The following is a 22,459-nucleotide window of genomic DNA, read 5'->3' as shown; positions in this document are numbered from 1 at the left end:
CCGTCCGGAAATGCCTGGCAGATCCGGTGTTCGGTCCTCCGGCGGGCCGTGGTTGGTATTCCAACGGCCCGGCCCGTAAGACCGTTTCCTTTAGCCTACCTGCTGTTCGTACTCCGACGCACTGAGCAGCGACTCGACCGCGTCGGCCTCCGCAAGCTTGATTTCGATCAGCCAGCCCTCTCCGTACGGATCCGAATTGATCAGGGCAGAATCGGTGTCCAGCGACTCGTTCCGGGACACCACTTCGCCCGAGACCGGGGCGTAGATGTCGCTCACGCTCTTGGTGGACTCGACTTCGCCGACGACGTCGTTGGCCTTGATTGTGGTGCCTACTTCGGGCATCTGGGCGAAAACGACGTCTCCGAGGGCGTCCTGGGCAAAATCGGTGATGCCCACGCGCACGACCCCGTCGGCGTTCGGGGCAGAAATCCACTCGTGTTCTGCGGTGTAGGACAGCTGTTCGGGAATGATGCTCATGACGGGCCTTTCATCGGGTCAATCACCAATGTCGACGGCGGCCAATCGAACTGACCGCCGCTGAAAGTATATGCATATCCGGCCGGTGCCCGGGGTGGAAACTGAGATGATGGTGCGATGACAGAACAAGCCGATAACGGCTAGCCGATGCCCGAACTTCCGGAAGTGGCGGGCCTGACGGACTTTCTGGACGAGCAGCTGCGCGGTGCTGTCGTGACGAAGGTCCAGATCGTCTCGTTCGCGGTACTCAAAACGGCGGATCCGCCCTTCTCCGAACTTCAGGGCAGGGCCGTGACCGGGGTGCGCCGCTTTGGGAAATTTGTCAGCTTGGACGCCGACGGGCTGTATGTTGTCTTCCACCTGGCGCGGGCCGGCTGGGTCCGGTTCACCGACTCCCCCACCGATATCCAACTGAAAATGGGCAAGGGACACATAGCGGCGCGGCTGGCGTTTTCCGGCCCGGCCGGCCCGCTTGGCCTGGATCTGACCGAGGCCGGCACGAAAAAGAGCATGGCGCTCTATGTGGTGCGGGATCCGTACGACGTTCCCGGAATCGCTGCTCTCGGACCGGATCCCTTCAGCCCCGGGTTCGACGTCGATGCCTTGGCGGAGATCCTTGGATCCAGTACCCAGCAGGTGAAGGGTCTCCTGCGGAGCCAGAGCGTCATTGCGGGCATCGGGAACGCCTACAGCGACGAGATCCTGCACGCAGCCAAGACGTCGCCTTTCGCCATCGCCAGGTCATTGGACCGGGACGCGGTCAGGCGCCTGTACGAGGCCATCCACAGCATTCTCGGGACAGCCCTGCAGGAAGCCCAAGGCAAAGCACCCAATGAGCTCAAAGACACCAAGCGGAGCCACATGAGGGTCCACGCCCGGACCGGCGAAGCGTGCCCGGTGTGCGGTGACACCGTTCGTGAGGTTTCATTTGCGGACACTGCCCTGCAATACTGCCCGAACTGTCAGACGAAGGGAAAGATCCTGGCCGACCGCCGGACGTCGCGCTTCCTGAAATAGGCGGTGCCGACTCAGCCGCCGGCCCGGGTTCCCCGCAATACCGGAACGGTTGGCACTCCGCCGGCCGACGAATTTTGGCACTCCGCCGGGCCGACGAATACAGGAAGCCCCGCCATTCCTTCATTGGGAATGGCGGGGCTATTTCAGTTACCAGATGGCCGTTTTCTGGTCGCGATCCGGACAAACGCGGCCCGGACCGGGCGGACAAACCAGACCAGCGCACCGGCCAGCATTGCCCCACCGATAGTGAGGACGAGGGGCAGCGGCCGGAAGTCTCCCGCGGTGGATAGCTGAGATCCTGACATCGTGACCGGTTCGGACGGTTTTGCGCTCGGGCCGGGAGTTGCATCGGCGAGCGGTGCAGCGGTCACTGACGGTCCTGCGCCAGGAGTCGCCGGCGCTGCCGCCGAGACAGCCTGTTCCGGGGAATCCACGGCTGGGTAGCCCGTGTCCGTACCGGGGGTCGTATCGAACTGAACGCCGGGCAGCGGGGCTTGGACGGAGGCTTGCGGTTCGACGTCTCCGCCGCCAATCCGCGCCGGAACGAAAATTCTGACACTGCCCTCCGGGGACGGGATCGCTTCCGGAACGGACGTCCGGGACGGCGTTTGCGCCGGAGACGCCGTGACCGTCGCGGTGGCCGTGGCCGTCGGAGACGCCGTGGCCGCCGGAGACGCCGTGGCCGTCGGGACGGAAGTAGCCGCCGGAGACGCCGTGGCCGTCGGGACGGAAGTAGCCGACGGAGACGCCGTGGCTGTCGGGACGGCGGGGACAGGCGTCGGGTCAGTGTCGCCGTCGATCACCACATACAACGACGATTGGGGATTCGGCCCATATCCTACTGCCGTTGCTGTGACGACAACGGCGATCTGGTGGCCCTTGTCGTCAGCGACAATCTCGTAGGTGCTCGCGGTGGCCCCTGCTATCGGCTGGCCGTCCCGCTTCCACTGGTAGAGGAACGACATCGGTTCGCCGTCGGCATACCACCCGAATGGTCCCACGCCGAGGATGTCTCCGACTTTGGTCCCACCGACCGGGTACAGCTCGCCGTTTCCGGGGTGTATATAGCCTCCTGTGACCACCGGAGCCGTATTCGACTTGGAGACACTTTCCAGGCCAGGCCAACTGCCGGTCACCTTGAGCGTGATTCTCTTGCCCAGGTCGGAAACCTTGATCGGGTAGGAGTCCCCGGTGGCGCCCTCGATGTCAACCCCGTCGGCCTGCCACTGCATCGTCACAAACTCCGGCGACCACGTGCCGAGATTGATGACGTCCAGCGTAAAACCGACTCTTGAGAAGCCGTCCACAACCGGAGCCTCGCCGGTGATAATTACGTCGGGCAGCGCGGTGTATTCCGCCGTGTTGCCGTTGCTGACTTTCGGGGACGGGAGTGTCGCAGCCACCCCGTCCTTGAGCCCGGAGTTTGAACCTGTCACCCGCAGCGCCAGGGTGTGTCCGGTGTCGGCGGCCGTAATCTCGTAGGTCTCGCCGTCTGCACCGGGGATGTCGGCACCGTCGCGCAGCCACTGGTACGTCAACGTTTGCGCCCGGGCCCATTCCCCGGAATAGGACGTCAGGATCTGCCCCGCTGCAAGGATGCCGGAGAAGGTGGGATAGTCGACCGGCCGGACGGTGGCCCGTCCCGTTGCACTATCGCCGGTTTCGCGGCAGTGCCGCCCGTCTTCGGAGTTCCAGCAGGTGTAAGTAGCTTCGGCTGGGCCAGCGAAGCTGACGGTGGCCAGGATGATGGCGGCGCCGACGGCAGGAGCCGCCCACGTCAGTGGTCTCTTCAAGTTTGTTTCCCCCAAGTTATGACCCCGCCGCGGACGGGCAGGGCCAAGACACATGCTACAAGAGAAAAACAGTCGTCTCCGGTCGGCTGACAAGCGTCCGGCCCCGCAATTTGTACACCCGCCATCGTTTCGGTCTGACGGCAAAGAAAAACCGCCCCACCACCAAGATGATTCCCGGTGATGGGGCGGATTTTTTGTTGGTCGGGCTGACAGGATTTGAACCTGCGACCCCCTGACCCCCAGTCAGGTGCGCTACCAAGCTGCGCTACAGCCCGCTGGTTCCGCCGTTCTCCGCCTCGATGTCATCCTCTTGTGTATTCAAAAGATTTCCATCTGAGCAGTCCGGCCGAACCACCTCCAAAAGCTTACACGATCCCGGAGGGTGCCCGTGACATTTTCAAGGTGCCACGGGCGCGGTGTGTCGGGATTAACGCTTCTTGCCACGCTTTTCGCGCACGCGCATGTTGACCTCGATCGGGGTGCCCTCGAAACCGAAGGTCTCGCGGAGCCGGCGGGTGATGAAGCGGCGGTAGCCCGGATCCAGGAAACCTGTGGTGAACAGCACGAACTTCGGCGGGCGGCTGGAGGCCTGGGTGCCGAAGAGGATGCGGGGCTGCTTGCCACCGCGGACCGGGTGCGGGTGCGCCGCGACCAGTTCACCCAGGAACGCGTTGAGGCGTCCGGTCGGGATGCGCTTGTCCCAGCTTTCCAGCGCGGTGTCGAGGGCCGGGACGAGCTTGTCCTTGTGCCAGCCGGTCAGCGCCGAAATGTTGACCCGCGGCGCCCACGCCACGTGGGCCAGGTCCTGCTCGATCTCACGCTCCAGGTAGCTGCGGCGTTCGTCGTCGAGCAGGTCCCACTTGTTGAACGCGAGGACCAGTGCGCGGCCGGATTCGATCGCCAGCTGCAGGATGCGGACGTCCTGCTCGCTGAGGACCTCGTCCACCGCGAGGAGCACGACGGCGACCTCCGCCTTTTCGAGCGCACTCTGGGTCCGCAGCGAGGCGTAGAAATCCGCGCCCTGGGCCATGTGCTGCCGGCGGCGGATGCCGGCGGTGTCGACGAAGCGCCAGGTCCGGCCGCCGAGTTCGATGAACTCATCGACCGGGTCCCGGGTGGTGCCGGCGGTGTTGTCCACCACCACGCGCTCGGAACCGGCGAGCTTGTTCAGCAGCGAGGACTTGCCGACGTTGGGCCTGCCGATCAGGGCGATGCGGCGCGGGCCGCCGGAGCGTTCCAGCCCTTCGATCGTGGAGAACTCGGGCAGCGTGTCCATGACGTGGTCCAGCAGGTCGGCGACGCCGCGGCCGTGGAGCGCCGAAACCGGGTACGGCTCACCGAAGCCGAGGCCCCAGAGCGTCGCCGAATCGGCTTCCTGCGCGAAGTCGTCCACCTTGTTGGCCACCATGATGACCGGCTTCTTGGACTTGCGGAGCATTTTCACAACGCCCTCGTCCGTGGCCGTGGCGCCGACGGCGGAGTCGACAACGAACAGCACGGCGTCGGCGAGCTCCACGGCCATCTCGGCCTGTTCGGCCACACGGGCGTGGATGCCGCGGGCATCGTGCTCCCAGCCGCCGGTGTCCACCACGGTGAAGTTCCGGCCGTTCCAGGTGGCCGAGTACATGACACGGTCACGGGTGACGCCCGGGGTGTCTTCCACCACGGCTTCGCGGCGGCCGAGGATTCGGTTCACCAGGGTGGACTTGCCCACGTTCGGACGGCCGATGATGGCCAGCACGGGATCAAGCTTGACCGGACCGTCGAAATCCTCGTCGTCGTACTCGCCGCTCAGGAGGGCGGCGTCCTCCTCGTCGAGTTCGTAGTCGTCCAGGCCGGCACGGAGGGAGGCCGCGCGGACCTCTGCTTCCTCGTCGTCCAGGGCGGCGAGATGCTCAGCCACCTGGTCCGTGCCGGTGGGCGTGTATTCGTCTTCGCCGGCGCCAAATTGGCCGGAGGTTTGAGTCGTATCGCTCATTGCACATTCCTTATGGGGTGATCTGCCGGCGTCCCGGCTACTGCTTCATGACGTTCTTGCGGGGAATCCGCGTCGGGCAAGGGCTGCCCACTGTATGTAATGGAGTCCTGGACATGCCGGGCCAGCGCAGCGCGGATCTCGGTTCCCGCCCTGTCCATTGAAACACGGCCGGTCTCACCCGGCCGGCGGCTGACATTGAGGGCCCCGCCGAAGCTGACATGCAGCCGGCGGCGCAACCCGGGGACGGCGTCCAGGTGCTCGGCGCCGATCCGGGTGCCGAGGATGGACACGGGGACCACGGTGGCGCCGGCGGTCAGCGCGAGCCAGGCGACTCCGTTGTTGATCGCCGCGGCTTCGCCGCTCCCCCGGGTTCCTTCGGGGAGGATCCCGACGCACCGTCCGGCGTCGAGGACTCTCCTGGCTTTCTGCAGCGCCGCGCGGTCGCCGGCACGGTCCACGGCCAGCTGGCCGGAGGCTGTGAGCACCCGGCCGAGGAGGCCGGTGAACAGCTCCTTCTTGACCAGGATGTGCATGGGCCGGGGTGCGGCGCCGAACATGACGGGTCCGTCCAGGAAACTGATGTGGTTTCCGGCAAAGATTACCGGGCCCGTGGCCGGGACGTTGGCCCGCCCCGTCACGGAGGTCCGGTACACGACGTGGTCCAGCAGCCAGCCCACGGGCCGGCTCCAGGCGGTCGTCCACCGGCCCGGCGCTGCCGGCTGGGGCTCAGACACCCTTGGTGACCGTGTGGTTGATGACACTTTCCACAATGCCGAGGGCGGCGTCGACTGTCTGGGCGAAGTCCAGGTCCGAGGAATCCAGGGTCACCACGCCGTCGGCGGCCTGGGTGAAGTTCACCACGGTGGAGTCTTTGGCGTCGCGCTGGGTCACCTGGGCGGCGAGCTGCTCGGCGTTCTGGCTGCCGCCAAGCTGGATGCCGCGGCGGCGCAGGCGCGCCTCCTCGCTCGCGGTGAGCAGCATCCGCACTTCGGCGCGCGGCGCGACGACGGTGGTGATGTCACGCCCCTCGACCACCATGCGGCGGTGGTGCTGTTCGATCAGTTCGCGCTGGCGGCGGATCAGTTCGGTGCGGGCGCCGAGGGTGGTGGCCACGGCACTCACCGCAGCGGAGATCGCCGGCTCCCGGATGGCCAGGGTGATGTCGATGCCGCCGACGCGGACGTACTCTTCCTGCGGGCTGGTGCTGATCTCGAGCGAAAGGTTCTCGGCTGCAGCCTCGACGGCGGCCCCGTCCTCCAGGTCCGTGCCGGAATCAAGGCAGAACCAGGTCAGGGCGCGGTACATGGCGCCGGTGTCGAGGTAGGCAACCCGGAGCCGCCGGGCGACTTCCTTGCTGACGCTGGACTTGCCCGATCCGGACGGTCCGTCGATAGCCACGACGAGGCTTTTTCCGGGGCGGACGACGTCCACCGTTTCTATGAGTTCCTGGGTCATTACTGGAGTACCCGCCATCCGCGATCGTTGAGGGCTTCGATTAATAGGTCATGTTTGTTCGGCAGTACGGAGATTTCCACCATGCCCACGTTCTGGCCGGAGGAGTGGTCCAGGCGGAGGTCCTCAAGGTTGACGCCGATCTCGCCGATCTCCGTGAGGAGCCGGGCGATCTGGCCCGGGGTGTCATCCACCAGGACCGTCAGCCAGGAGTAGGCCTGCGGGGGTCCGCCGTGCTTGCCCGGAATCCGGGACTGTCCGGCGTTGCCTTCGCTGATCAGCTGGGCCAGGTCGAGCCGGGCGCCGGGGGCGGCCGGGTTCTCGAGCGTGCCGATCAGGCGGTTGAGGTCCTCGCGGACGCCGTTCAGGATCCCGACGACTTTGCCCGCGTTCGCACCGAGGATCTGCACCCAGAGGGTGGGATCGCTGGCCGCGATGCGGGTCACGTCCCGCAGCCCGTTCCCGGCGAGGGACAGCGCGTGCGGGGGCGTGCCCTGCAGGCGGCTGGCCACGAGCGAGGACATGATCTGGGGCAGGTGCGAGACGAGCGCCACGGCCTCGTCATGTTCCTCGGCGGAGAATTCGGACACGACCGCGCCAAGGTCCGTTGCCAGCGCGCGCGCCGTCTGCAGGGCCTCGGGCGACGTTTCCGCCGAGGGGCACAGCACCCAGGGCATGGAGGTGAACAGCTCACCGCGGGCGGCCACCGGACCGGACTTCTCCCGGCCGGCCATGGGGTGGGTTCCCACATAGCGGCCGAGGTCGGCCCCGCGGGCGCGGAGTTCGGCCTGGATGCCGGCCTTCACACTGGCAATGTCGACCACCGCGGCCTGCGGGTACTCCGTCAGGGCCTTGGCCACCACGTCTGCGGTGACATCCGGCGGAGCGGCAACCACCACGAGTTCAGGCTGCTCGGCGTCGAGGCGCGCCAACGGCAGGCCTGCGCCGATGTCGACGGCGACGGCCTGGTTGGTGGGCGAGGGATCGGAGAGGAACACGGGGACCCCGCGGCCCCGCAGCCCCAGCCCGATGCTGGTGCCGAGGAGCCCCGTTCCAACGACCACTACCGGGCCGTTGAGGTGGCCGCGGCCGTGGGTGCGAAAAGCGGACATGCCCTACAGCCCTACGGATGCCAGCAGGTGGCCGACTTCCTGCTTGCCAAGGTTGCGGATGCTGCCCTGGCGCTGGTCGCCCAGGCCGATGGGTCCGACCTTGACGCGGACGAGGCGCAGCACCGGGAAGCCGACGGCGTCGAAGAGGCGCCGGACGATCCGGTTCTTGCCCGAGTGCAGTATGACCTCGATCAGCACGTGGCCCGGGGTGGAGTCAACGAGCTTGAAGGAATCGACCGAGGCGATGCCGTCCTCGAGTTCGACGCCGGCCTTGAGCTCGGCACCGATGCCCTGCGGGAACGGCCCGCGGACCTGCACGAGGTAGGTCTTGGGCACTTCGTAGGAGGGGTGCGTCAGCCGGTTGGCGAGTTCGCCGTCGTTCGTCAGCAGCAGCAGGCCCTCGGTGGCGACGTCGAGCCGGCCCACGTGGAAGAGCCGCTCGCCGTGGTTGTTGCGGACGAAGTCGCTGATGCAGGGACGGCCGTCCGGGTCTTCCATGGTGGAGACGACGCCCTTGGGCTTGTTGAAGACCATGTAGACCATGTTCTCGTCCAGCTGGATGCGGAGACCGTCGACGTGGATCACGGCGGCCTTCGGATCGACGCGGACGCCGAGCTCGGTGACCACCTGGCCGTCGACCTCGACGCGGCCCTCGGCGATCATTTCTTCGCAGACACGCCGTGAGGCGACGCCGGCCGACGCCATGACCTTCTGCAGGCGGATGCCGTCCTGGTCGTGCAGTTCAGACTGGGGTACCTCGGCGCGCGGTCCGCGCTTGCGGGCGGGCTTGCGCACGGGGCCGAGGTTCTGGCCGAAGCGTTCGCTGCCGAAGGCGCGGGGGCCGGCGAACTTGGCGGCGCCGGTACGCGGCTTGGGCTTGAGGGCGCCGGGGGTGCCGGGTGACTTGCCGAAGCCGGGTTTGCGGGCGGCGGCCTTGCGGGCTGCTTCCTTGCCGGAGGGCGCCTTTGACTTCCAGTCGCCGGAAGCCGCGCGGCCTGCCGGCGCGCCGTCCGGAGCCTGCAGGTCAGGATCGATGAAGGCCTCTTCGCGGGGCTTGGGGTGCTTGAAGGGGCGGTCTCCGCCGCCCTTGAAGCCGGCCCCGCTGCGGCTTCCGCCGCCCTGAGAACCGCGGCTGGCGCCGCCCTGTGCCGGGCGGCCCGCGCCCTGTGCGCCGCGGCCTGAGCCCTGCGCCGGGCGACCTGAGCCCTGTGCCGGTTTTTGTCCGGCACTGTTTTGTCCGGCACTGTTTTGTCCGGCACTGTTACGTCCCGAACTGTTACGTGGTGAACCCTGGCGTCCCGCCTGTGTCATGACCCGTCCTTCGTTTGTTGGCCGACGGCCGCTGTCTCCCGACAACACCCGCCAACGAGGGCAAAATGGTTCTGCCCTGGTGGATACTCGTGCGCAGGCAGTTTTTCCTGCCTACATTCTTCCTGCGTCGTAGAACTCTTCGATGCTTTCCAGCCCTGGAAGATGGGGTGAAAGCTGCGGCAATTCAGCCGCCGAGCCGATTCCCATTCGCTCCAGGAAATACGACGTCGTACGGTACAGGATGGCCCCGGACTCGGGATCTGTTCCCGAGTCCTCGATCAGCCCGCGCTGCGTCAGCGTCCGCACGACCGAGTCAACATTGACTCCTCGAATTGCAGACACCCGCGCCCGCGATACGGGCTGGCGGTAAGCGATGACGGCGAGCGTTTCGAGCGCCGCCTGCGTCAGCCTGGCTGTCTGTCCCTCCAGCACGAAACCGCCGACGACATCTGCGAATTCAGCGCGGGAATAGATCCGCCAGCCTCCGGCGATATTCCGCAATTCAAAACCCCGGGCGGTGGAGCTGAAGCCGTCATTGTTGCTGCTATGGCTGGCGTCGTCCACATCCGGGGCATTAACAGTATAACCGTTATACTCCCGCTGCAGTTCCGCCAGCAGACCCTCGACGACGTCGACCGTCAGGTTCAGCCCCGCCGCCAGCCCGGTGGCCGTGGCCGGCTCGTCGATCACCATCAGCACGGCCTCGAGGGCAGCGCGGGCGCCGCCCGGCAGGCTGGCGACGTCGGGTCCGGCGTCGCCCGCTTCTTCTGCCGCGGCCCCAGCGGCTGCCGCTTCGCGGGCCGGGCCGGAACTCGTGTCACTCAAGGCTGTTCCTCATATTCTTCACTCAGGTTCCCGCTGCTCCAGGCCTCTGCCCCGGCGGTCCAATGGACGGTCAGGTCCCCCAGCGGCAGCAGCTGGTCGAAAGCGACGGCGCGGTCGCGGAACATCTCCAGCAGCGCCAAAAACCGCGCCACCACGACGAGGGTGGATTCGGCGTCGGCGATGAGCGCCCGGAAAGTCAGCGGATTGCCGAGGCGCAAGCGCGCCCCGAGCAGTTCAGCCTGCTCCTTGACGCTGACGGGGCTGCCGTGAAGGTGCGCCAGGCCCACCTCGGTGGGGGCGGCCGCCCTGGGCTTAAGGGCCGCCTCGGCCAGGGCGGCGAACTGCTGTGGGCTGTGCCGCCAGATAAGTTCAGGAAGCAGCGCGGCGAAGTGCTCCTCGAGCGCCACCTGGCGCGGAAACCGGCAGGCCTCTAGCTCCAGGGTGGACCCCATCATCCCGGCGACATGTTTGAAGGCCTTGTACTGCAGCAGCCGGGCGAAGAGCAGGTCACGGGCTTCCAGCAGCGCGATGTCCTCATCGTCTTCGACCTCGCCGGCGGGGAGCAGCCGGGCCGCCTTGAGGTCCAGCAGGGTGGCGGCGATCACCAGGAATTCGCTGGCCTCATCCAGGGCCCACTCCTCCCCCAGTGCCTGCAGGCCCTTGGTGTACTTGATGAATTCATCCGTGACCGTGGACAGGGACACCTCGGTGATGTCCAGCTGGTGCTTGGAAATCAGGCCAAGCAGGAGGTCGAACGGGCCGGTGAAGTTGGCCAGCCGGACTTCAAAGCCGGGCGTTTTCCCCGCCGGCGCACCCGCCGGCATATGCGGCCCCGCTGGCGCCCCCGCCGGCACACCCAGCTCCGCTGGCGCACTCAGCTCCGCGGTGGGAGCACCCGACGCTGCCACGGACCTGACTAGGGCGCGCCGCCGCGCGAAATGAGTTCTTTGGCTAGGTTGCGGTAGGCCTCGGCCCCGATGTGGTTGCCGGCGTAGGTGGTGATGGGCTCTGCGGCCACGGTGGCATCGGCAAACTTGATGGACCGCTTGATGACGGTTTCGAAGACCTTGTCACCGAAGGCTTCCACAAGACGGGAGATGACCTCGCGGCTGTGCAGGGTGCGGGCGTCGTACATCGTGGCGAGCACGCCGTCGACCTGGAGCCGCGGATTCAGGCGGTCCTGGACCTTGTCGATGGTCTCGACGAGCAGCGCCACCGCACGCAGGGCGAAGAATTCGCAGATCAGCGGAATGATGACGCCGTGGGCAGCGGTCAGCGCGTTGACTGTGAGCAGGCCCAGCGAGGGCTGGCAGTCGATCAGGACGATGTCGTAGTCGTCCTCGACCTTTTTCAGCGCACGGTCAAGAACCTGCTCGCGGGCCACCTCATTGACCAGCTGGACCTCCGCGGCGGAGAGGTCAATATTGGCCGGCAGCAGGTCCACGTTTTCGACGTCGGTCTTGTGGATGGCGTCACGGATGTGGACCTTGCGGTCCATCAGCACGTTGTAAACCGTGAGATCGAGTTCGTGGGGGTTGATGCCCAGTCCCGCGGACAGCGCCCCCTGCGGGTCGAAATCGACCAGGAGCACCCGGCGGCCGTATTCCGCCAGCGCAGCGGCGAGGTTGATGGCGGACGTAGTCTTGCCCACCCCACCCTTCTGGTTGACCATGGCGATGACCCGGGCAGGGCCGTGGGATGACAGCGGCGCGGGCTCCGGAAAGTCGCGTTTGGGGCGCCCGGTGGGGCCCATGACGGCGTCTTCCAGATCGAGTTCGGTGCCTTCCAGAGTTGCTGAACCCTGTTCGCTGCTCACGTATCTATCCACACTTTCGATGACGGTGATTGTCGTGCTTGATATTGCTGCCTGCTTGATTTCTGCCTGCATGATCCTGCCTGCATGATTCTGCCCTGGACGTCCAGCGCCGATCTTATTCCTCCCAAGGCTACAGCGCCCGACACGGTATTCCGCGGACCTTGACAGCGGCCTTTATGTGAGCCTGAACCTTCTGGTAAAACTCGAAGGTTGGCGTTTTGCCACGAAAAACCGCCCGGACGCTGGTCTGCGTCCGGGCGGTCCTGCCGCGGTTTCACCCCAGGATCAGGCCGTGGGATCAGGCCGTGGCGTCAGGAGCCGGCCGGCCGCGGATGGGCCGGCTGGGCCGGCTGGGCGGGCTGTGCGCCAGCGGCGTCGTCGTCGTAGCCCATGCCGTGGTGCGGGTTCATGGTCAGCTCGTCGAAGGGCTCCGCGCCGGAGAGGACGCGCTCAACCTGTTCGCCGTCGATCTCCTTGACCCAGGTGCCGATCAGGACAGTGGCGACGGCGTTGCCGGTGAAGTTGGTCAGCGCGCGGGCCTCGGACATGAAGCGGTCGATGCCGACAATCATGCCCACGCCGCCCAGCAGCTGGGGCGCGTGCGCCTGGAGACCGGCGGCCAGGGTGGCCAGGCCGGCGCCGGTGACGCCGGCGGCGCCCTTGGACGCAATGATCATGAAGATCAGCAGGGAAATCTGCGCCCCGAGGTCCATCGGCATGCCCATGGCGTTCGCCACGAACAGCGACGCCATGGTCAGGTAGATGGCGGTGCCGTCCAGGTTGAAGGAGTAACCGGTGGGCACGGTGACGCCGACGACGGGCTTGGACACACCGAGGTGTTCCATCTTGGCGATGAGGCGCGGCAGGGCAGCCTCGGAAGAGGAGGTGGAGAAAATCAGCAGGTATTCGCGGGCCAGGTACCTCATCAGCTTGAAGATGCTCACGCCCGCCACGATCTGGAGGAGACCGCCGAGGATCACCACGACGAACAGCGCACAGGTGATGTAGAAGGCGATCATCAGGGTGAACATGCTGACAATGGCCTGGAAGCCGGTGGCGCCGACCACAGCGGCAATGGCGCCGAAGGCACCCACGGGGGCCAGCCACATGATCATGATGAGGATGCGGAACACCACTGCCTGGCCGTGGCCGATTGCCTTGAGGATCGGGGTGCCCTGCGGGCCCATCTTCTGCAGTGCGAAGCCGACCAGGATCGCGGCGAGCAGCGTCGGCAGCACGGGGATGTCACCGGGGATGATCCCGAGCAGGAAGTCGACGGTGCTGTCGGTAGCCGCCTTCTTGTTGGGGTCGTACGGCGTCAGGTTCAGGCCTTCACCCGGGTGGATGAGGTTGCCGACCACCAGGCCGATGGCCAGGGCGAAGGTGGACATGACGACGAAGTAGCCCAGGGCCAGGCCGCCCACCTTGCCCACGGTGGCGGCTTTGGCGATGGAACCGATACCCAGCACGATGGTGCAGAAGATGATGGGGCCGATCATCATCTTGATCAGCTTGATGAAGCCGTCACCGAGCGGCTTGAGGTTCTTGGCGAATTCGGGGAACAGCAGACCGACGACGGCGCCGAGGACCACGGCGGCAATGACGGCCATGTACAGGTAATGGGATTTGTCGAGCCCTTTGCGCGCAGCCTTGGCCGGTGCGGCTGACTCTCCTCGTTGAGAAGCCATGATGTGTCTCCTTATGGATAGTCTGGAAGACGCTGGGCCCATACTCTGGGCTGATCACGTCGGTCCGGTGTATATCCATCATTGGTGTCCGGGTGACTTGGCTCACTGTTGCGTTCATATTGGTCATGGAAGGTGTTGATGATCCACCGCTGGAGCATCGCGCGGAGGCTGTTCGTGGCCCACCTGCTGTTCATGCTGGCCCTGACGGCAATCGTGGGCACTGCCAGCTTCGTTGATGCCCGCGACCACGCGTACGAGGAGGCAGGCCGGCGGATGACCGGCATCGCCACGGCCGTGGCGGACAACCCCCTGGTGCTGCAGGCGGCGAGCGCCGCCGACCCGACGGCCGTGCTGCAGCCCTATGCCTTGGACGTCACGCGCGATGCCAATGCGGATTTCATCACGATCATGGCACCTGACCGGACACGGTGGACGCACCCCAACGACGAAGAGCTGGGAAAGCCGTACATCGGGTCCATTGACGCTGCCCTGAACGGCGGGGTCTTTACCGAGATCACCGCCGGAACCCTCGGCCCCTCGGTCCGCACCATCGCTCCGGTCAAGGACCAAAATGGAACCGTGAGGGCGCTGGTGGCGGTGGGCGTGACCGTGCGGACCGTGGACGTGGCCGTTTCCGGCAGGCTGCCGGCGCTGCTGGTCATCGGACTGGCCCTGCTGGCGGGCGGCTCCGTGGCGTCCTGGCTGCTGGGGCGGTACCTGCGCCGGGTCACGCGGGGCTGGGGTCCGGAACAGCTCGCCCAGCTGTTCGCCTACTACGAATCGGTCCTCCACTCGGTCCGGGAGGGCGTGATCCTGATTGATTCCAGGGGCAGGGTGGTGATGTACAACGACCAGGCCGCGGAACTGCTGGGGCTGACGAAGCGCTCCTCCGACGGCGCCGCGGCAGGCGCCGCCGCGGCAGGCGGACGGCAGGCGGCCCCTTCCCTGGCGGAGCTGCCGCTGGCGCCCAGCCTCAAGGAACTCTTCGAATCGGGGCGGACCGCGCTCGACGAGATCCACCTGACCGGCTCCCGGATCCTGGTGGTCAACCAGGGACCGGCGGTGGGCCCGGGATCTCCCGCCGCCCGCCAGCGGGCGGCGGTCTTCGGCACGGTGGCCACCATCAGGGACCGCACCGAGATCGAATCGCTGGGCAGCGAACTGGAAACCATGCGCACGCTGTCCGACGCCCTGCGTGCCCAGACGCACGAGCACGCCAACCGGCTCCACACCATCGTCTCGCTGATGGAACTCGGGCGGGCCCCGGAGGCCCTGGACTTCGCCACCAAGGACCTCGAACTCAGCCAGCGACTGACCGATGTCCTCGTAAGCTCCATCGAGGAACCCGTGCTCGGCGCCCTGATCATGGGCAAGGCCGCCGAAGCGCACGAACGCGGCGTCGAACTGATCCTCACCACCGGCGGCTCCACGGCGGCGACCGGACTGGCCGTGCAGGATCTCGTGGCCATCCTCGGGAACCTGCTGGACAACGCCATCGACGCCGCCGCCGAAGCACCGGCGCCCAGGCTCGTGGAACTGTCCGTCCAGACCACCGGCGCGGCCCTTGAGATCATGGTCGAGGACAGCGGCCCCGGAATCGACCCCGAGGCCGTGGAGGACGTCTTCCGGCACGGATTCAGCACCAAGGCGCCGGGGCCGTTCGGACGCGGCCTGGGGCTGGCCCTGGTCCGCCAGGCCGTGCAGCGCCTGGGCGGTACCATGACCATCACCAGCCCGGCCGGAGCACTGTTCCGCGTCACACTGCCGGTCGCAACAGAGGGACAGCCATGAGTGACATCCGGGTGCTCGTCGTCGAAGACGAACCGATCGCCGCCGCGGCCCACGCCGCTTACGTCAACCGGCTTGACGGTTTCACCCTGGCCGGCTCCGCACCCGACGGGCAGTCAGCCCTGCGCCTGCTGGCGGAATTCGCGGCGGCAGGCAACCCGGTGGAGCTGGTTCTGCTGGACATGAACCTCCCGGACCTGCACGGGCTCGACATCGCGCGCCGGATGCGGGCGGCCGGGCTCTTCGCGGACATCATCGCCATCACCGCCGTGCGGGAACTGAACATCGTCCGCAGCGCGGTGGCCACCGGCGTCGTCCAGTACCTGATCAAGCCGTTCACCTACGCCACCTTTGCGGACAAACTTGCCAGCTACCGGCTGTTCCGTGAACAGCTGGCCTCGCCCGGGACCGGGGCTTCCGGGCCCGGCGCCTCCCAAAGCGATGTGGACCAAGCGTTTGCGAGCCTGCGGGCACCCTCCGAACTGCCGCTGCCGAAGGGCCTGGCCGTGTCCACGCTGGAATCCGTGCAGGACTTCATGAAACTGCAGACCGGAGCGGTGTCGGCCAGCGAGGTCATGGAGGCGCTCGGGATGTCCCGGGTCACCGCCCGGCGCTACCTCGAATACCTCGCCGACGCCGGAACGGTCTCCCGCACGGCGCGCTACGGCGCGCCCGGGCGGCCGGAGAACGAATACCGCTGGAACCGGCCGCCGTCGTAAGGCTGCTCCTCCCCTGCTGCTACACCTGGGTCAGGCGGACGTCCGGGACGGCCGCCCCGCCCAAGTTCCTCAATTGCCGTGTTCTGCTGCTACTTCGGCATGGTTGGTTTTGCCTGAGGTGTGAGATCCATGGTTGTCAGGCGCAGCCAGAGCCAGAGCCGCTGCTGCGGGTCGTCCAGATCGAGGTCAAAGTCCTTGGCCAGGCGTCCCACCCGATAACGGACGGTGTTGTTGTGCACATGGAGACGTGCCGCCATCGTGGAGATATTTCCGTTCGACGTCAGGTAGGCCCGCAGGGTTTCCAGATAGTCGGTTTGCTGTTCGGCATCGTGGGCCTGGATCTTGGCGATGTCGTCGAGATCGGCAAACCCGTTGACATCGATGAATGCCCCAATTTTCAAGAGGTTCAGCGGGATCCGGTGGTCCTCGAAAAGCCCGGTGGCGGAGACCCGCCCGCCACCATCGCCCGGCATTGCCGAGTGCCGGTGGAACAGGTATTGCAGTGTTTGCAGCGCTTCAGCTCTGGATCGGGGTAGGTCCTCCACCCGGGGCGCTATGCCTCCAACGGCGGCGATGATCGGGTAGGAGCTGATCGTGTGGGCGTACGCCCCAATTTCCTGGACCACGCGCCGATGCACGGCCCTGGGGCCGGTTCCCTCGCAGGGCAGGAGGGCATAGACAACCGAGCCAATGAGGGCACTGTGGCTCGTTTTGAACTGGATGTTACAAACGGTCGTGACAAGGTGCAGCAGTCGATGGATTTCACGCACCGACTCCAAGCTCCCGGTCTCGGGGCGGACGATCGAAAATGCCGCGACCGCGAGCCCATGGTCTGCATCAAGCCCGAGCTGGGCGGCCGCAAAAGATGCGTGGACGGTGTCGTCCATGAGCGTGCGGATCAAGTCCCCGTTCCGGCGTTCGCCAAAATCGGACGCCGATCGGGCATGGAGCATGTGCAGACCCGCCAGTGGCGCCATCCTGTTGAGCGCCTCCAGCGCCGCTTCCCGATTGTCGTCGCCGGGGTCGATGATCCAGATCGAGCCAAGCAGTTCACCGCCGGCCCTCACGGCAAGGGCCAGCCTGGCCAGCTCTTCGTCTGCCGCGGGGATCAGCACCGCACGCGCGGACGCATAGACGATCTTGAAATCCGCATCGAATGCCGGCGGCTTGATCTCTTGCAGGGAGAGGGTGGTGACGCGGCGCAATTCGTCGATGGGCTGGCCCGGCAGGGTCGAATAGCCAAGCACCCGTCCGAGCGGATCGACGATGCTGGCCGCGCCATTGGTGATGGAAGCGGCAGCGTTGGCGAATGCGTAGAGATCCCCGAGCCGGACCCCTGAAACGGAATCCGCGGCCGCACCCATGACGGACGCCCTGGCCAGTGCCACGAGCCGCGTCCAATCCGTGTTGTCGGGCGCGACGAGCACCGCGAGGCTGTGGCGGACCGCGGCGGAGCGCAGCTGCTCCAGGGACGTCCCGTGGGCCTTGACGATCACCGCGGCCGCGTTGCTGTTCGAAGCCCGGTGCAGCAGCTGGTCAAAATCCGGCGAGCCGCAGCTCAGCCCGACAGCCAGGATGATCCGGTCCTCGATGCTGGTCCATTCGTCCATGGGGTCATACATGAGGACGTCCGAGACGGGATGCGCGAGGTTGTCCGGAGCCGGATTGGCGTGCACCAGATCGGCCTGCATGAGCTGGATGCAGTCCGACAACCGCACCACCGCAGCGTTCTGGTCGGGCTCTGCAACAGGCTGTTCCCCTGAATCCATATGTGGACGATATCACAGGTAAAAATCGAATCTTTTGGAGGAATCAACATATAGAGGGGGTGAGATCTTCGTCACCATTGAGGGACGAAGTTGATCGAGGTTTCCACCCAGGAAATAGAGGACCCCGTAATGAGAATCAAAGACATCAAGTCACTGGCCACGGTGCACGGGCCTGCCCGGTCAGTGCCGGAGCGGCTGTCGCGGCGTTGCTACAGCGTTGAGGACATGAGGAAAATGGCCGCCAAGCGCCTTCCCGGAAGCGTGTTCGACTACATCGAGGGCGGCGGCGAGGACGAGGTCTCCCTGCGGCGCAACCAGTCGTCCTTTGATGACTGGGCCTTCCTCCCGAAGTGGGGATCGGTGGAGCACCTGGACCTCAGCTCAACCCTCCTGGGCGCCAAGGTTGCGATGCCGCTGACCTTGTCCCCAACCGGCGGCACCAGGTTGTTCCACCCCGACGGCGAGACTGCCGTGGCCCGCGCGGCCCTTGAAGCCGGCATTCCCTACGGGCTGGCACACCTGAGCACCACCACCATGGAGCACGTCAGCGCCGCCGCTCCCGGGCTGCGGCGATGGTTCAACCTCGAGCCCACTGCGGACAAAGGCCTCCTGCAGGCTGTCCTGGACCGGGTCTCGAACGCAGGCTACGAAGCGCTCCTGGTCAACGTCGACTGCCGGGCCATTGGTCACCGGGAGCGCGACTACCGCAACGGATTCACCGCGCCGCCGTCAATCAAGCCCAAGACCGTCATTGAAGGGGCACTGCACCCCCGGTGGGCTCTTGGATTCCTGGCGAACGATGCGATCGCATTCCCGAACCTGGACGCCGAAATTCCTGAAGGCCCGCTCTCCAGCACCCCTGACATGTGGCGGACCCTGCTGGCGGGGTCCTACGAACCAACGGACTGGGACGACATCCGGGACCTGAGGGCGCGGTGGAACGGTCCCATCATCCTCAAGGGCGTCGTCAACCCCAGGGACGCCGGCATGGCGGCCGACATCGGCATCGATGCCGTCCAGGTCAGCAACCACGGCGGCAGGCAGCTGGACCACATGGCCTCGGCCCTGGACGTACTTCCCGAAATAGTCGAGATGACCGCCGGCCGGCTTGAAATCATCGTCGACGGCGGCATCCGCCGCGGCTCGGACATCGTCAAGGCCCTCGCCCTCGGCGCCGACGCCTGCTCGATCGGCCGCCCCTACCTCTACGGCCTTGCCGCCGCGAGCCAGGCAGGCGTTGCCCATGTCCTGAAGCTGCTGGCAGCGGAAATGACGCGCACCATGATGCTGCTCGGAGTATCCACGATCCAGGAGTTGCGTGACGAGGGCCGGGACCTGATCCGGCACCGCAGCGAGGCCTTCACCCGCACCCTTCCCCCCGAAATCCCCCCTGCCAAATTTCCCGCTGCCCAGCTGGCCTACTCCGATCTGAGGACCCCCTGATGAAAACCCCCACCGCAACCGCTCCCATGAAGCTCATTCAACGCGGCATCCCTGCCGTCATGGCCACGGCGGCACTCCTGCTGGCGGCCACCGCCTGCGCGCCAAGCACCGCATCCTCACAATCAACGCAGTCGACGCCGTCGGGAGACTCCGCCGGGTCCGGCACCGGGGTCCCAGCCCTCGCGGTCAACGATGCCGCCGCCGCGTTGCTCCCGGAATCGATCAAATCAACAAAAATCCTGCGCGTTGCCATCCCCACCAACGAGCCGCCGACACAGTTCTACCGTGAAGGCACCCAGGACATGACGGGGACCAACCCGGACATCGCCCGCCTCCTCGGCCAGGCCCTGGGCGTGAACTTGGAGATCCAGGTGGCCAATTTCGACTCCATCATCCCCGGGATTGCGGCGGGCCGGTACGACATGACCGTCTCCTCGATGACCCCAACGGAAAAGCGCATGGAGGTCCTGGATTTCGTTGACTACATGCAAATGGGCAATTCCATTGCGGTGGCTCAGGGGAACCCGCAGGGGATCACTGATCAGCACGCCTTGTGCGGCCGGAAGGTGGGCCTCCTGACCGGGTCCTACCAGCTCACGGTCAACGTCCCCGACTACGACAAGGCGTGCACCGCGGCCGGCAAGGACTCGATCCAGAGAAGCGAGTTCCAGGACACGCGGCAGGCAATCTCCGCCCTGAGCAGCGGGCGGCTGGACGCCGTACTGGCGGATTCACCGATTCTGAACTTCGCTGCCACGCAGAACCCCCAGATCGAGATCGCCGCAAAATATGACTTCACGCCGGTCGGTGTGGGCATGCCCAAGGACTCCGGCCTGGTCAAGTCCGTCTCCGCTGCGCTCTCCGGTGTCATCCAGAGCGACTCCTACCTCAAGGTCCTCGGGAAGTACGGCCTCGAGTCCAGCGCCATCACCGACGCCCGCGTCAATTTCGCCCAATAGGAGGTGACAACCGTGCAGCAACAACACTCCCTCCCCGACACCCGTCAGGACACGCCGGCGGGGCCGGGCGACTCCATCCCGGTGGTGCCGCTCAGGCACCCGCTCCGGCTGGCGACCGCCGTCGTCCTCATCCTGGTCGCGCTCAGCGCCGCGTGGGACGTGGCCGTGAACCAGCGGTACCACTGGGACGTCGTCGTCTCCTATCTCTTCTCCCCGCAGATCATCGCGGGGGCCGGGCTGACCATCCTCCTGACCGTGGTGTCCATGAGCGTCGGCATCGCACTGGGTACGGTCCTGGCCGTCATGCGGCACACGGCCAACCCGATCCTGAGCACCATCAGCCGGGGCTACATCTGGTTCTTCCGGGGCACACCGCTGCTCGTGCAGCTGATTTTTTGGTACAACATTGCCGCCCTGTATCCGGTGATCGCCTTCGGTCTTCCCCTCGGCGGCCCCTCGCTGGTCCTGGGATCGGCCAATGTGCTCATCACGCCCCTTGGCGCCGCGCTGCTGGGGCTGTCCCTGAACGAGGCCGCCTACATGGCCGAGATTATTCGCGGCGGCATCGGATCGGTGGACAAGGGCCAGTACGACGCCGCCCGGGCCGTGGGGATGAACGGCAGCCAGCTTATGCGCCGGGTCATCCTTCCCCAAGCGATGCGAGTGGTCCTTCCGCCGACCGGCAACCAGGTCATTTCCATGCTCAAGGGCACGGCCCTGGTCAGTGTGCTGGCGATCTCGGACCTGCTCTACTCGGCCCAGATTATTTACTCCAACAACTACCAAACGATCCCGCTGCTTATTGTCGCCAGCCTCTGGTACCTGCTGATGACAACCATCCTGAGCTTCTTCCAAACCAAACTTGAACGGCGCTATGGCCGCGGCTTCGACGTATCGCCGCGGCCGGCCCGCCGCGCGAAGAGCCCCGCAAAGACAAGGACAGCATGATGAACACCGCCATGGTGGAAGCCCAGGGAGTCCGCAAGAGCTTCGGCTCAACGGAAATCCTCAAGGGCATTGATCTGAGGGTCGAACGCGGCTCGGTGACCTGCCTGATCGGCCCGTCCGGTTCCGGGAAGACGACCTTCCTGCGGTGCATCAACCACCTGGAAAAGGTCGACGCCGGACGCCTGTACGTGGACGAACAGATGGTCGGCTACGCCGAGCGCAACGGCCGGCTGTTCGAAATGAAAGAGCGGCAGACAGCACGCTCACGACTGACCGCAGGAATGGTCTTCCAACGCTTCAACCTGTTCCCGCACATGACCGTGCTGGAGAACATCGTCGAAGCGCCCGTCCATGTCCTTGGCCGTCCCCGGAACGACGTCACCGAAGAAGCGCAGACCCTGCTGGACCGCGTCGGACTCGGGAACCGGGGACACTCATACCCCCAGGAGCTCTCCGGCGGGCAGCAACAGCGGATCGCCATTGCGCGCGCACTGGCCATGAAACCCAAGCTCATGCTCTTCGACGAACCCACGTCCGCGCTCGATCCCGAACTCGTCGGCGAAGTCCTCGACGTCATGAAGTCCCTGGCCGAGGCCGGGATGACCATGGTGGTAGTCACCCACGAACTCGGCTTCGCCCGCCAGGTCAGCGACCAGGTGGTCTTCATGGACCAGGGGGTCGTCGTCGAAAGCGGAGCCCCGGCCGACGTGCTTGGCTCACCGCAACACGAACGAACACAAGCCTTTCTATCAAAGGTCCTCTGACGTCACCAACCCAGGCCGGCCATTGGGCCGGCCACAAGAAAGGACAGCTCAATGCCTCGACAGCAGGTAAGCACAGACCTCGCTCCCAGCCCTGCCGGCCCCTACTCCCAGGCCATCGCCGCCAACGGCTTCCTCTTCACCGCAGGCCAGACACCGCACCAGCCCATCACCGGAGACACCGTCGGTACCACCATCGAGGAGCAGACAGTACAGGCCATGAAAAACCTGGCTGCCGTCCTGAACGCACACGGACTGGACTTCTCCCACGTCGTCAAAGCAACGGTGCACCTGCACCACCCCGGCCGGGACTTCGCAGGCTTCAACGCCACCTACGAAGAATTCGTCGAAGCCCCCTACCCGGCACGAACAACCGTAGGTTCGTTCCTGGGCGACTTCCTCATCGAAATCGACGCCGTCGCAGCCATACCCGAGCCTCTCGGGAACTCCGCGGAGGAATGATCGCTCGACCACGGCGCCGTCTGATGCAGTGCCAAGCATCAGACGGGGCCGTGTCAGGTGGGAGCGGCTACAGCGCCCGCAGCTAAATAAAAGTCTTCCCAAGCCGGACAGTGTTATGTACCATTGCACATATGATGTGAC

General features: G+C 65.9%; 20 protein-coding genes and 1 tRNA gene. 8 read left to right on the top strand and 13 right to left on the bottom strand.

Annotation, left to right across the window (positions count from 1 at the left end):
• Positions 1 to 90: 90 nt before the first annotated feature.
• Positions 91 to 477 carry a glycine cleavage system protein GcvH gene (gene gcvH / locus ABIB26_RS13725; RefSeq protein WP_354243953.1) on the bottom strand — a complete coding sequence of 129 codons (387 nt, stop codon included), beginning with the start codon at positions 475 to 477 and terminating at the stop codon, positions 91 to 93.
• A 147-nt stretch (positions 478 to 624) separates the two neighbouring features.
• On the opposite strand from gcvH, the gene ABIB26_RS13720 reads away from it, so the two are divergent.
• Positions 625 to 1,494 carry an Fpg/Nei family DNA glycosylase gene (locus ABIB26_RS13720; RefSeq protein ID WP_354243950.1) on the top strand — a complete coding sequence of 290 codons (870 nt, stop codon included), beginning with the start codon at positions 625 to 627 and terminating at the stop codon, positions 1,492 to 1,494.
• Positions 1,495 to 1,637: 143 nt separating this feature from the next.
• Here the strand turns inward: ABIB26_RS13720 and ABIB26_RS13715 are convergent, their stop codons facing one another.
• The 11 genes from ABIB26_RS13715 to ABIB26_RS13665 form a co-directional block, all read right to left on the bottom strand.
• Entirely contained in the window at positions 1,638 to 3,287 is a 1,650-nt protein-coding gene (locus ABIB26_RS13715; protein WP_354243948.1) for a hypothetical protein, read from the bottom strand.
• 198 nt (positions 3,288 to 3,485) lie between these two features.
• Positions 3,486 to 3,562, bottom strand: a tRNA-Pro gene (locus ABIB26_RS13710).
• Between the two features lie 152 nt (positions 3,563 to 3,714).
• The gene (gene der / locus ABIB26_RS13705) at positions 3,715 to 5,265 is read right to left on the bottom strand and encodes a ribosome biogenesis GTPase Der (RefSeq protein ID WP_354243945.1); all 1,551 of its coding nucleotides are present in this window, start codon (positions 5,263 to 5,265) and stop codon (positions 3,715 to 3,717) included.
• On the bottom strand, positions 5,262 to 5,942 hold the full coding sequence (locus ABIB26_RS13700) for a lysophospholipid acyltransferase family protein (RefSeq protein ID WP_502913670.1): 681 nt from the start codon (positions 5,940 to 5,942) through the stop codon (positions 5,262 to 5,264). Before ABIB26_RS13700 ends, der begins: the two co-directional genes overlap by 4 nt.
• Positions 5,943 to 5,991: 49 nt before the next feature.
• Positions 5,992 to 6,720: a (d)CMP kinase gene (gene cmk, locus ABIB26_RS13695; protein ID WP_354244135.1), complete on the bottom strand. Its 729-nt coding sequence runs from the start codon at positions 6,718 to 6,720 to the stop codon at positions 5,992 to 5,994.
• The gene (locus ABIB26_RS13690; RefSeq protein WP_354243940.1) at positions 6,720 to 7,829 is read right to left on the bottom strand and encodes a prephenate dehydrogenase; all 1,110 of its coding nucleotides are present in this window, start codon (positions 7,827 to 7,829) and stop codon (positions 6,720 to 6,722) included. The genes cmk and ABIB26_RS13690 overlap by 1 nt, the downstream gene beginning before the upstream one ends.
• Positions 7,830 to 7,832: 3 nt before the next feature.
• On the bottom strand, positions 7,833 to 9,140 hold the full coding sequence (locus tag ABIB26_RS13685) for a pseudouridine synthase (RefSeq protein WP_354243937.1): 1,308 nt from the start codon (positions 9,138 to 9,140) through the stop codon (positions 7,833 to 7,835).
• Between the two features lie 111 nt (positions 9,141 to 9,251).
• A complete protein-coding gene (scpB, locus tag ABIB26_RS13680; RefSeq protein WP_502913669.1) occupies positions 9,252 to 9,833 on the bottom strand; it encodes an SMC-Scp complex subunit ScpB in 582 nt (193 codons plus the stop codon).
• A 128-nt stretch (positions 9,834 to 9,961) separates the two neighbouring features.
• A complete protein-coding gene (locus ABIB26_RS13675; RefSeq protein ID WP_502913667.1) occupies positions 9,962 to 10,873 on the bottom strand; it encodes a segregation and condensation protein A in 912 nt (303 codons plus the stop codon).
• 8 nt (positions 10,874 to 10,881) lie between these two features.
• A complete protein-coding gene (locus ABIB26_RS13670) occupies positions 10,882 to 11,781 on the bottom strand; it encodes a ParA family protein (protein ID WP_354243934.1) in 900 nt (299 codons plus the stop codon).
• 311 nt (positions 11,782 to 12,092) lie between these two features.
• Complete coding sequence (locus ABIB26_RS13665) at positions 12,093 to 13,469, bottom strand: cation:dicarboxylate symporter family transporter (protein WP_354243932.1); 1,377 nt, start codon at positions 13,467 to 13,469, stop codon at positions 12,093 to 12,095.
• Positions 13,470 to 13,607: 138 nt separating this feature from the next.
• On the opposite strand from ABIB26_RS13665, the gene ABIB26_RS13660 reads away from it, so the two are divergent.
• Together ABIB26_RS13660 and ABIB26_RS13655 are read left to right on the top strand one after the other, a co-directional pair.
• A complete protein-coding gene (locus ABIB26_RS13660; protein ID WP_354243929.1) occupies positions 13,608 to 15,260 on the top strand; it encodes a sensor histidine kinase in 1,653 nt (550 codons plus the stop codon).
• Positions 15,257 to 15,976, top strand: coding sequence for a response regulator (locus tag ABIB26_RS13655; protein ID WP_354243926.1), 720 nt, complete (start codon positions 15,257 to 15,259; stop codon positions 15,974 to 15,976). Before ABIB26_RS13660 ends, ABIB26_RS13655 begins: the two co-directional genes overlap by 4 nt.
• Before the next feature lie 89 nt (positions 15,977 to 16,065).
• On the opposite strand, the gene ABIB26_RS13650 is transcribed toward ABIB26_RS13655, so the two are convergent.
• On the bottom strand, positions 16,066 to 17,667 hold the full coding sequence (locus tag ABIB26_RS13650; protein ID WP_354243923.1) for a PucR family transcriptional regulator: 1,602 nt from the start codon (positions 17,665 to 17,667) through the stop codon (positions 16,066 to 16,068).
• A gap of 207 nt (positions 17,668 to 17,874) precedes the next feature.
• On the opposite strand from ABIB26_RS13650, the gene ABIB26_RS13645 reads away from it, so the two are divergent.
• Genes ABIB26_RS13645 through ABIB26_RS13625 form a run of 5 tightly spaced genes read left to right on the top strand, consistent with a single transcriptional unit; the run spans position 17,875 to position 22,318 of the window.
• Positions 17,875 to 19,188, top strand: coding sequence for an alpha-hydroxy acid oxidase (locus tag ABIB26_RS13645; RefSeq protein WP_354243920.1), 1,314 nt, complete (start codon positions 17,875 to 17,877; stop codon positions 19,186 to 19,188).
• Positions 19,188 to 20,147 carry an ABC transporter substrate-binding protein gene (locus tag ABIB26_RS13640; RefSeq protein ID WP_354243919.1) on the top strand — a complete coding sequence of 320 codons (960 nt, stop codon included), beginning with the start codon at positions 19,188 to 19,190 and terminating at the stop codon, positions 20,145 to 20,147. Before ABIB26_RS13645 ends, ABIB26_RS13640 begins: the two co-directional genes overlap by 1 nt.
• 12 nt (positions 20,148 to 20,159) lie before the next feature.
• On the top strand, positions 20,160 to 21,095 hold the full coding sequence (locus ABIB26_RS13635) for an amino acid ABC transporter permease (RefSeq protein WP_354243917.1): 936 nt from the start codon (positions 20,160 to 20,162) through the stop codon (positions 21,093 to 21,095).
• On the top strand, positions 21,095 to 21,859 hold the full coding sequence (locus ABIB26_RS13630; RefSeq protein WP_354244127.1) for an amino acid ABC transporter ATP-binding protein: 765 nt from the start codon (positions 21,095 to 21,097) through the stop codon (positions 21,857 to 21,859). Before ABIB26_RS13635 ends, ABIB26_RS13630 begins: the two co-directional genes overlap by 1 nt.
• Before the next feature lie 51 nt (positions 21,860 to 21,910).
• Positions 21,911 to 22,318, top strand: coding sequence for a RidA family protein (locus ABIB26_RS13625; protein ID WP_354243914.1), 408 nt, complete (start codon positions 21,911 to 21,913; stop codon positions 22,316 to 22,318).
• Positions 22,319 to 22,459 lie beyond the last annotated feature (141 nt).

The sequence above is a fragment of the Arthrobacter sp. UYEF20 genome (genome assembly GCF_040546335.1).
Taxonomy (GTDB): domain Bacteria; phylum Actinomycetota; class Actinomycetes; order Actinomycetales; family Micrococcaceae; genus Arthrobacter.
This window is presented reverse-complemented; position numbering and strand designations above follow the sequence as displayed.

What these genes read in the sequence shown, in the direction of transcription:
- gcvH (WP_354243953.1), bottom strand. Translation starts at nt 477, where the DNA reads ATGAGCATCATTCCCGAACAGCTGTCCTACACCGCAGAACACGAGTGG.
- ABIB26_RS13720 (WP_354243950.1), top strand. Translation starts at nt 625, where the DNA reads ATGCCCGAACTTCCGGAAGTGGCGGGCCTGACGGACTTTCTGGACGAG.
- der (WP_354243945.1), bottom strand. Translation starts at nt 5,265, where the DNA reads ATGAGCGATACGACTCAAACCTCCGGCCAATTTGGCGCCGGCGAAGAC.
- cmk (WP_354244135.1), bottom strand. Translation starts at nt 6,720, where the DNA reads ATGACCCAGGAACTCATAGAAACGGTGGACGTCGTCCGCCCCGGAAAA.
- ABIB26_RS13690 (WP_354243940.1), bottom strand. Translation starts at nt 7,829, where the DNA reads ATGTCCGCTTTTCGCACCCACGGCCGCGGCCACCTCAACGGCCCGGTA.
- ABIB26_RS13685 (WP_354243937.1), bottom strand. Translation starts at nt 9,140, where the DNA reads ATGACACAGGCGGGACGCCAGGGTTCACCACGTAACAGTTCGGGACGT.
- scpB (WP_502913669.1), bottom strand. Translation starts at nt 9,833, where the DNA reads ATGGTGATCGACGAGCCGGCCACGGCCACCGGGCTGGCGGCGGGGCTG.
- ABIB26_RS13665 (WP_354243932.1), bottom strand. Translation starts at nt 13,469, where the DNA reads ATGGCTTCTCAACGAGGAGAGTCAGCCGCACCGGCCAAGGCTGCGCGC.
- ABIB26_RS13660 (WP_354243929.1), top strand. Translation starts at nt 13,608, where the DNA reads ATGATCCACCGCTGGAGCATCGCGCGGAGGCTGTTCGTGGCCCACCTG.
- ABIB26_RS13655 (WP_354243926.1), top strand. Translation starts at nt 15,257, where the DNA reads ATGAGTGACATCCGGGTGCTCGTCGTCGAAGACGAACCGATCGCCGCC.
- ABIB26_RS13650 (WP_354243923.1), bottom strand. Translation starts at nt 17,667, where the DNA reads ATGCAGGCCGATCTGGTGCACGCCAATCCGGCTCCGGACAACCTCGCG.
- ABIB26_RS13645 (WP_354243920.1), top strand. Translation starts at nt 17,875, where the DNA reads ATGAGAATCAAAGACATCAAGTCACTGGCCACGGTGCACGGGCCTGCC.
- ABIB26_RS13640 (WP_354243919.1), top strand. Translation starts at nt 19,188, where the DNA reads ATGAAAACCCCCACCGCAACCGCTCCCATGAAGCTCATTCAACGCGGC.
- ABIB26_RS13630 (WP_354244127.1), top strand. Translation starts at nt 21,095, where the DNA reads ATGAACACCGCCATGGTGGAAGCCCAGGGAGTCCGCAAGAGCTTCGGC.
- ABIB26_RS13625 (WP_354243914.1), top strand. Translation starts at nt 21,911, where the DNA reads ATGCCTCGACAGCAGGTAAGCACAGACCTCGCTCCCAGCCCTGCCGGC.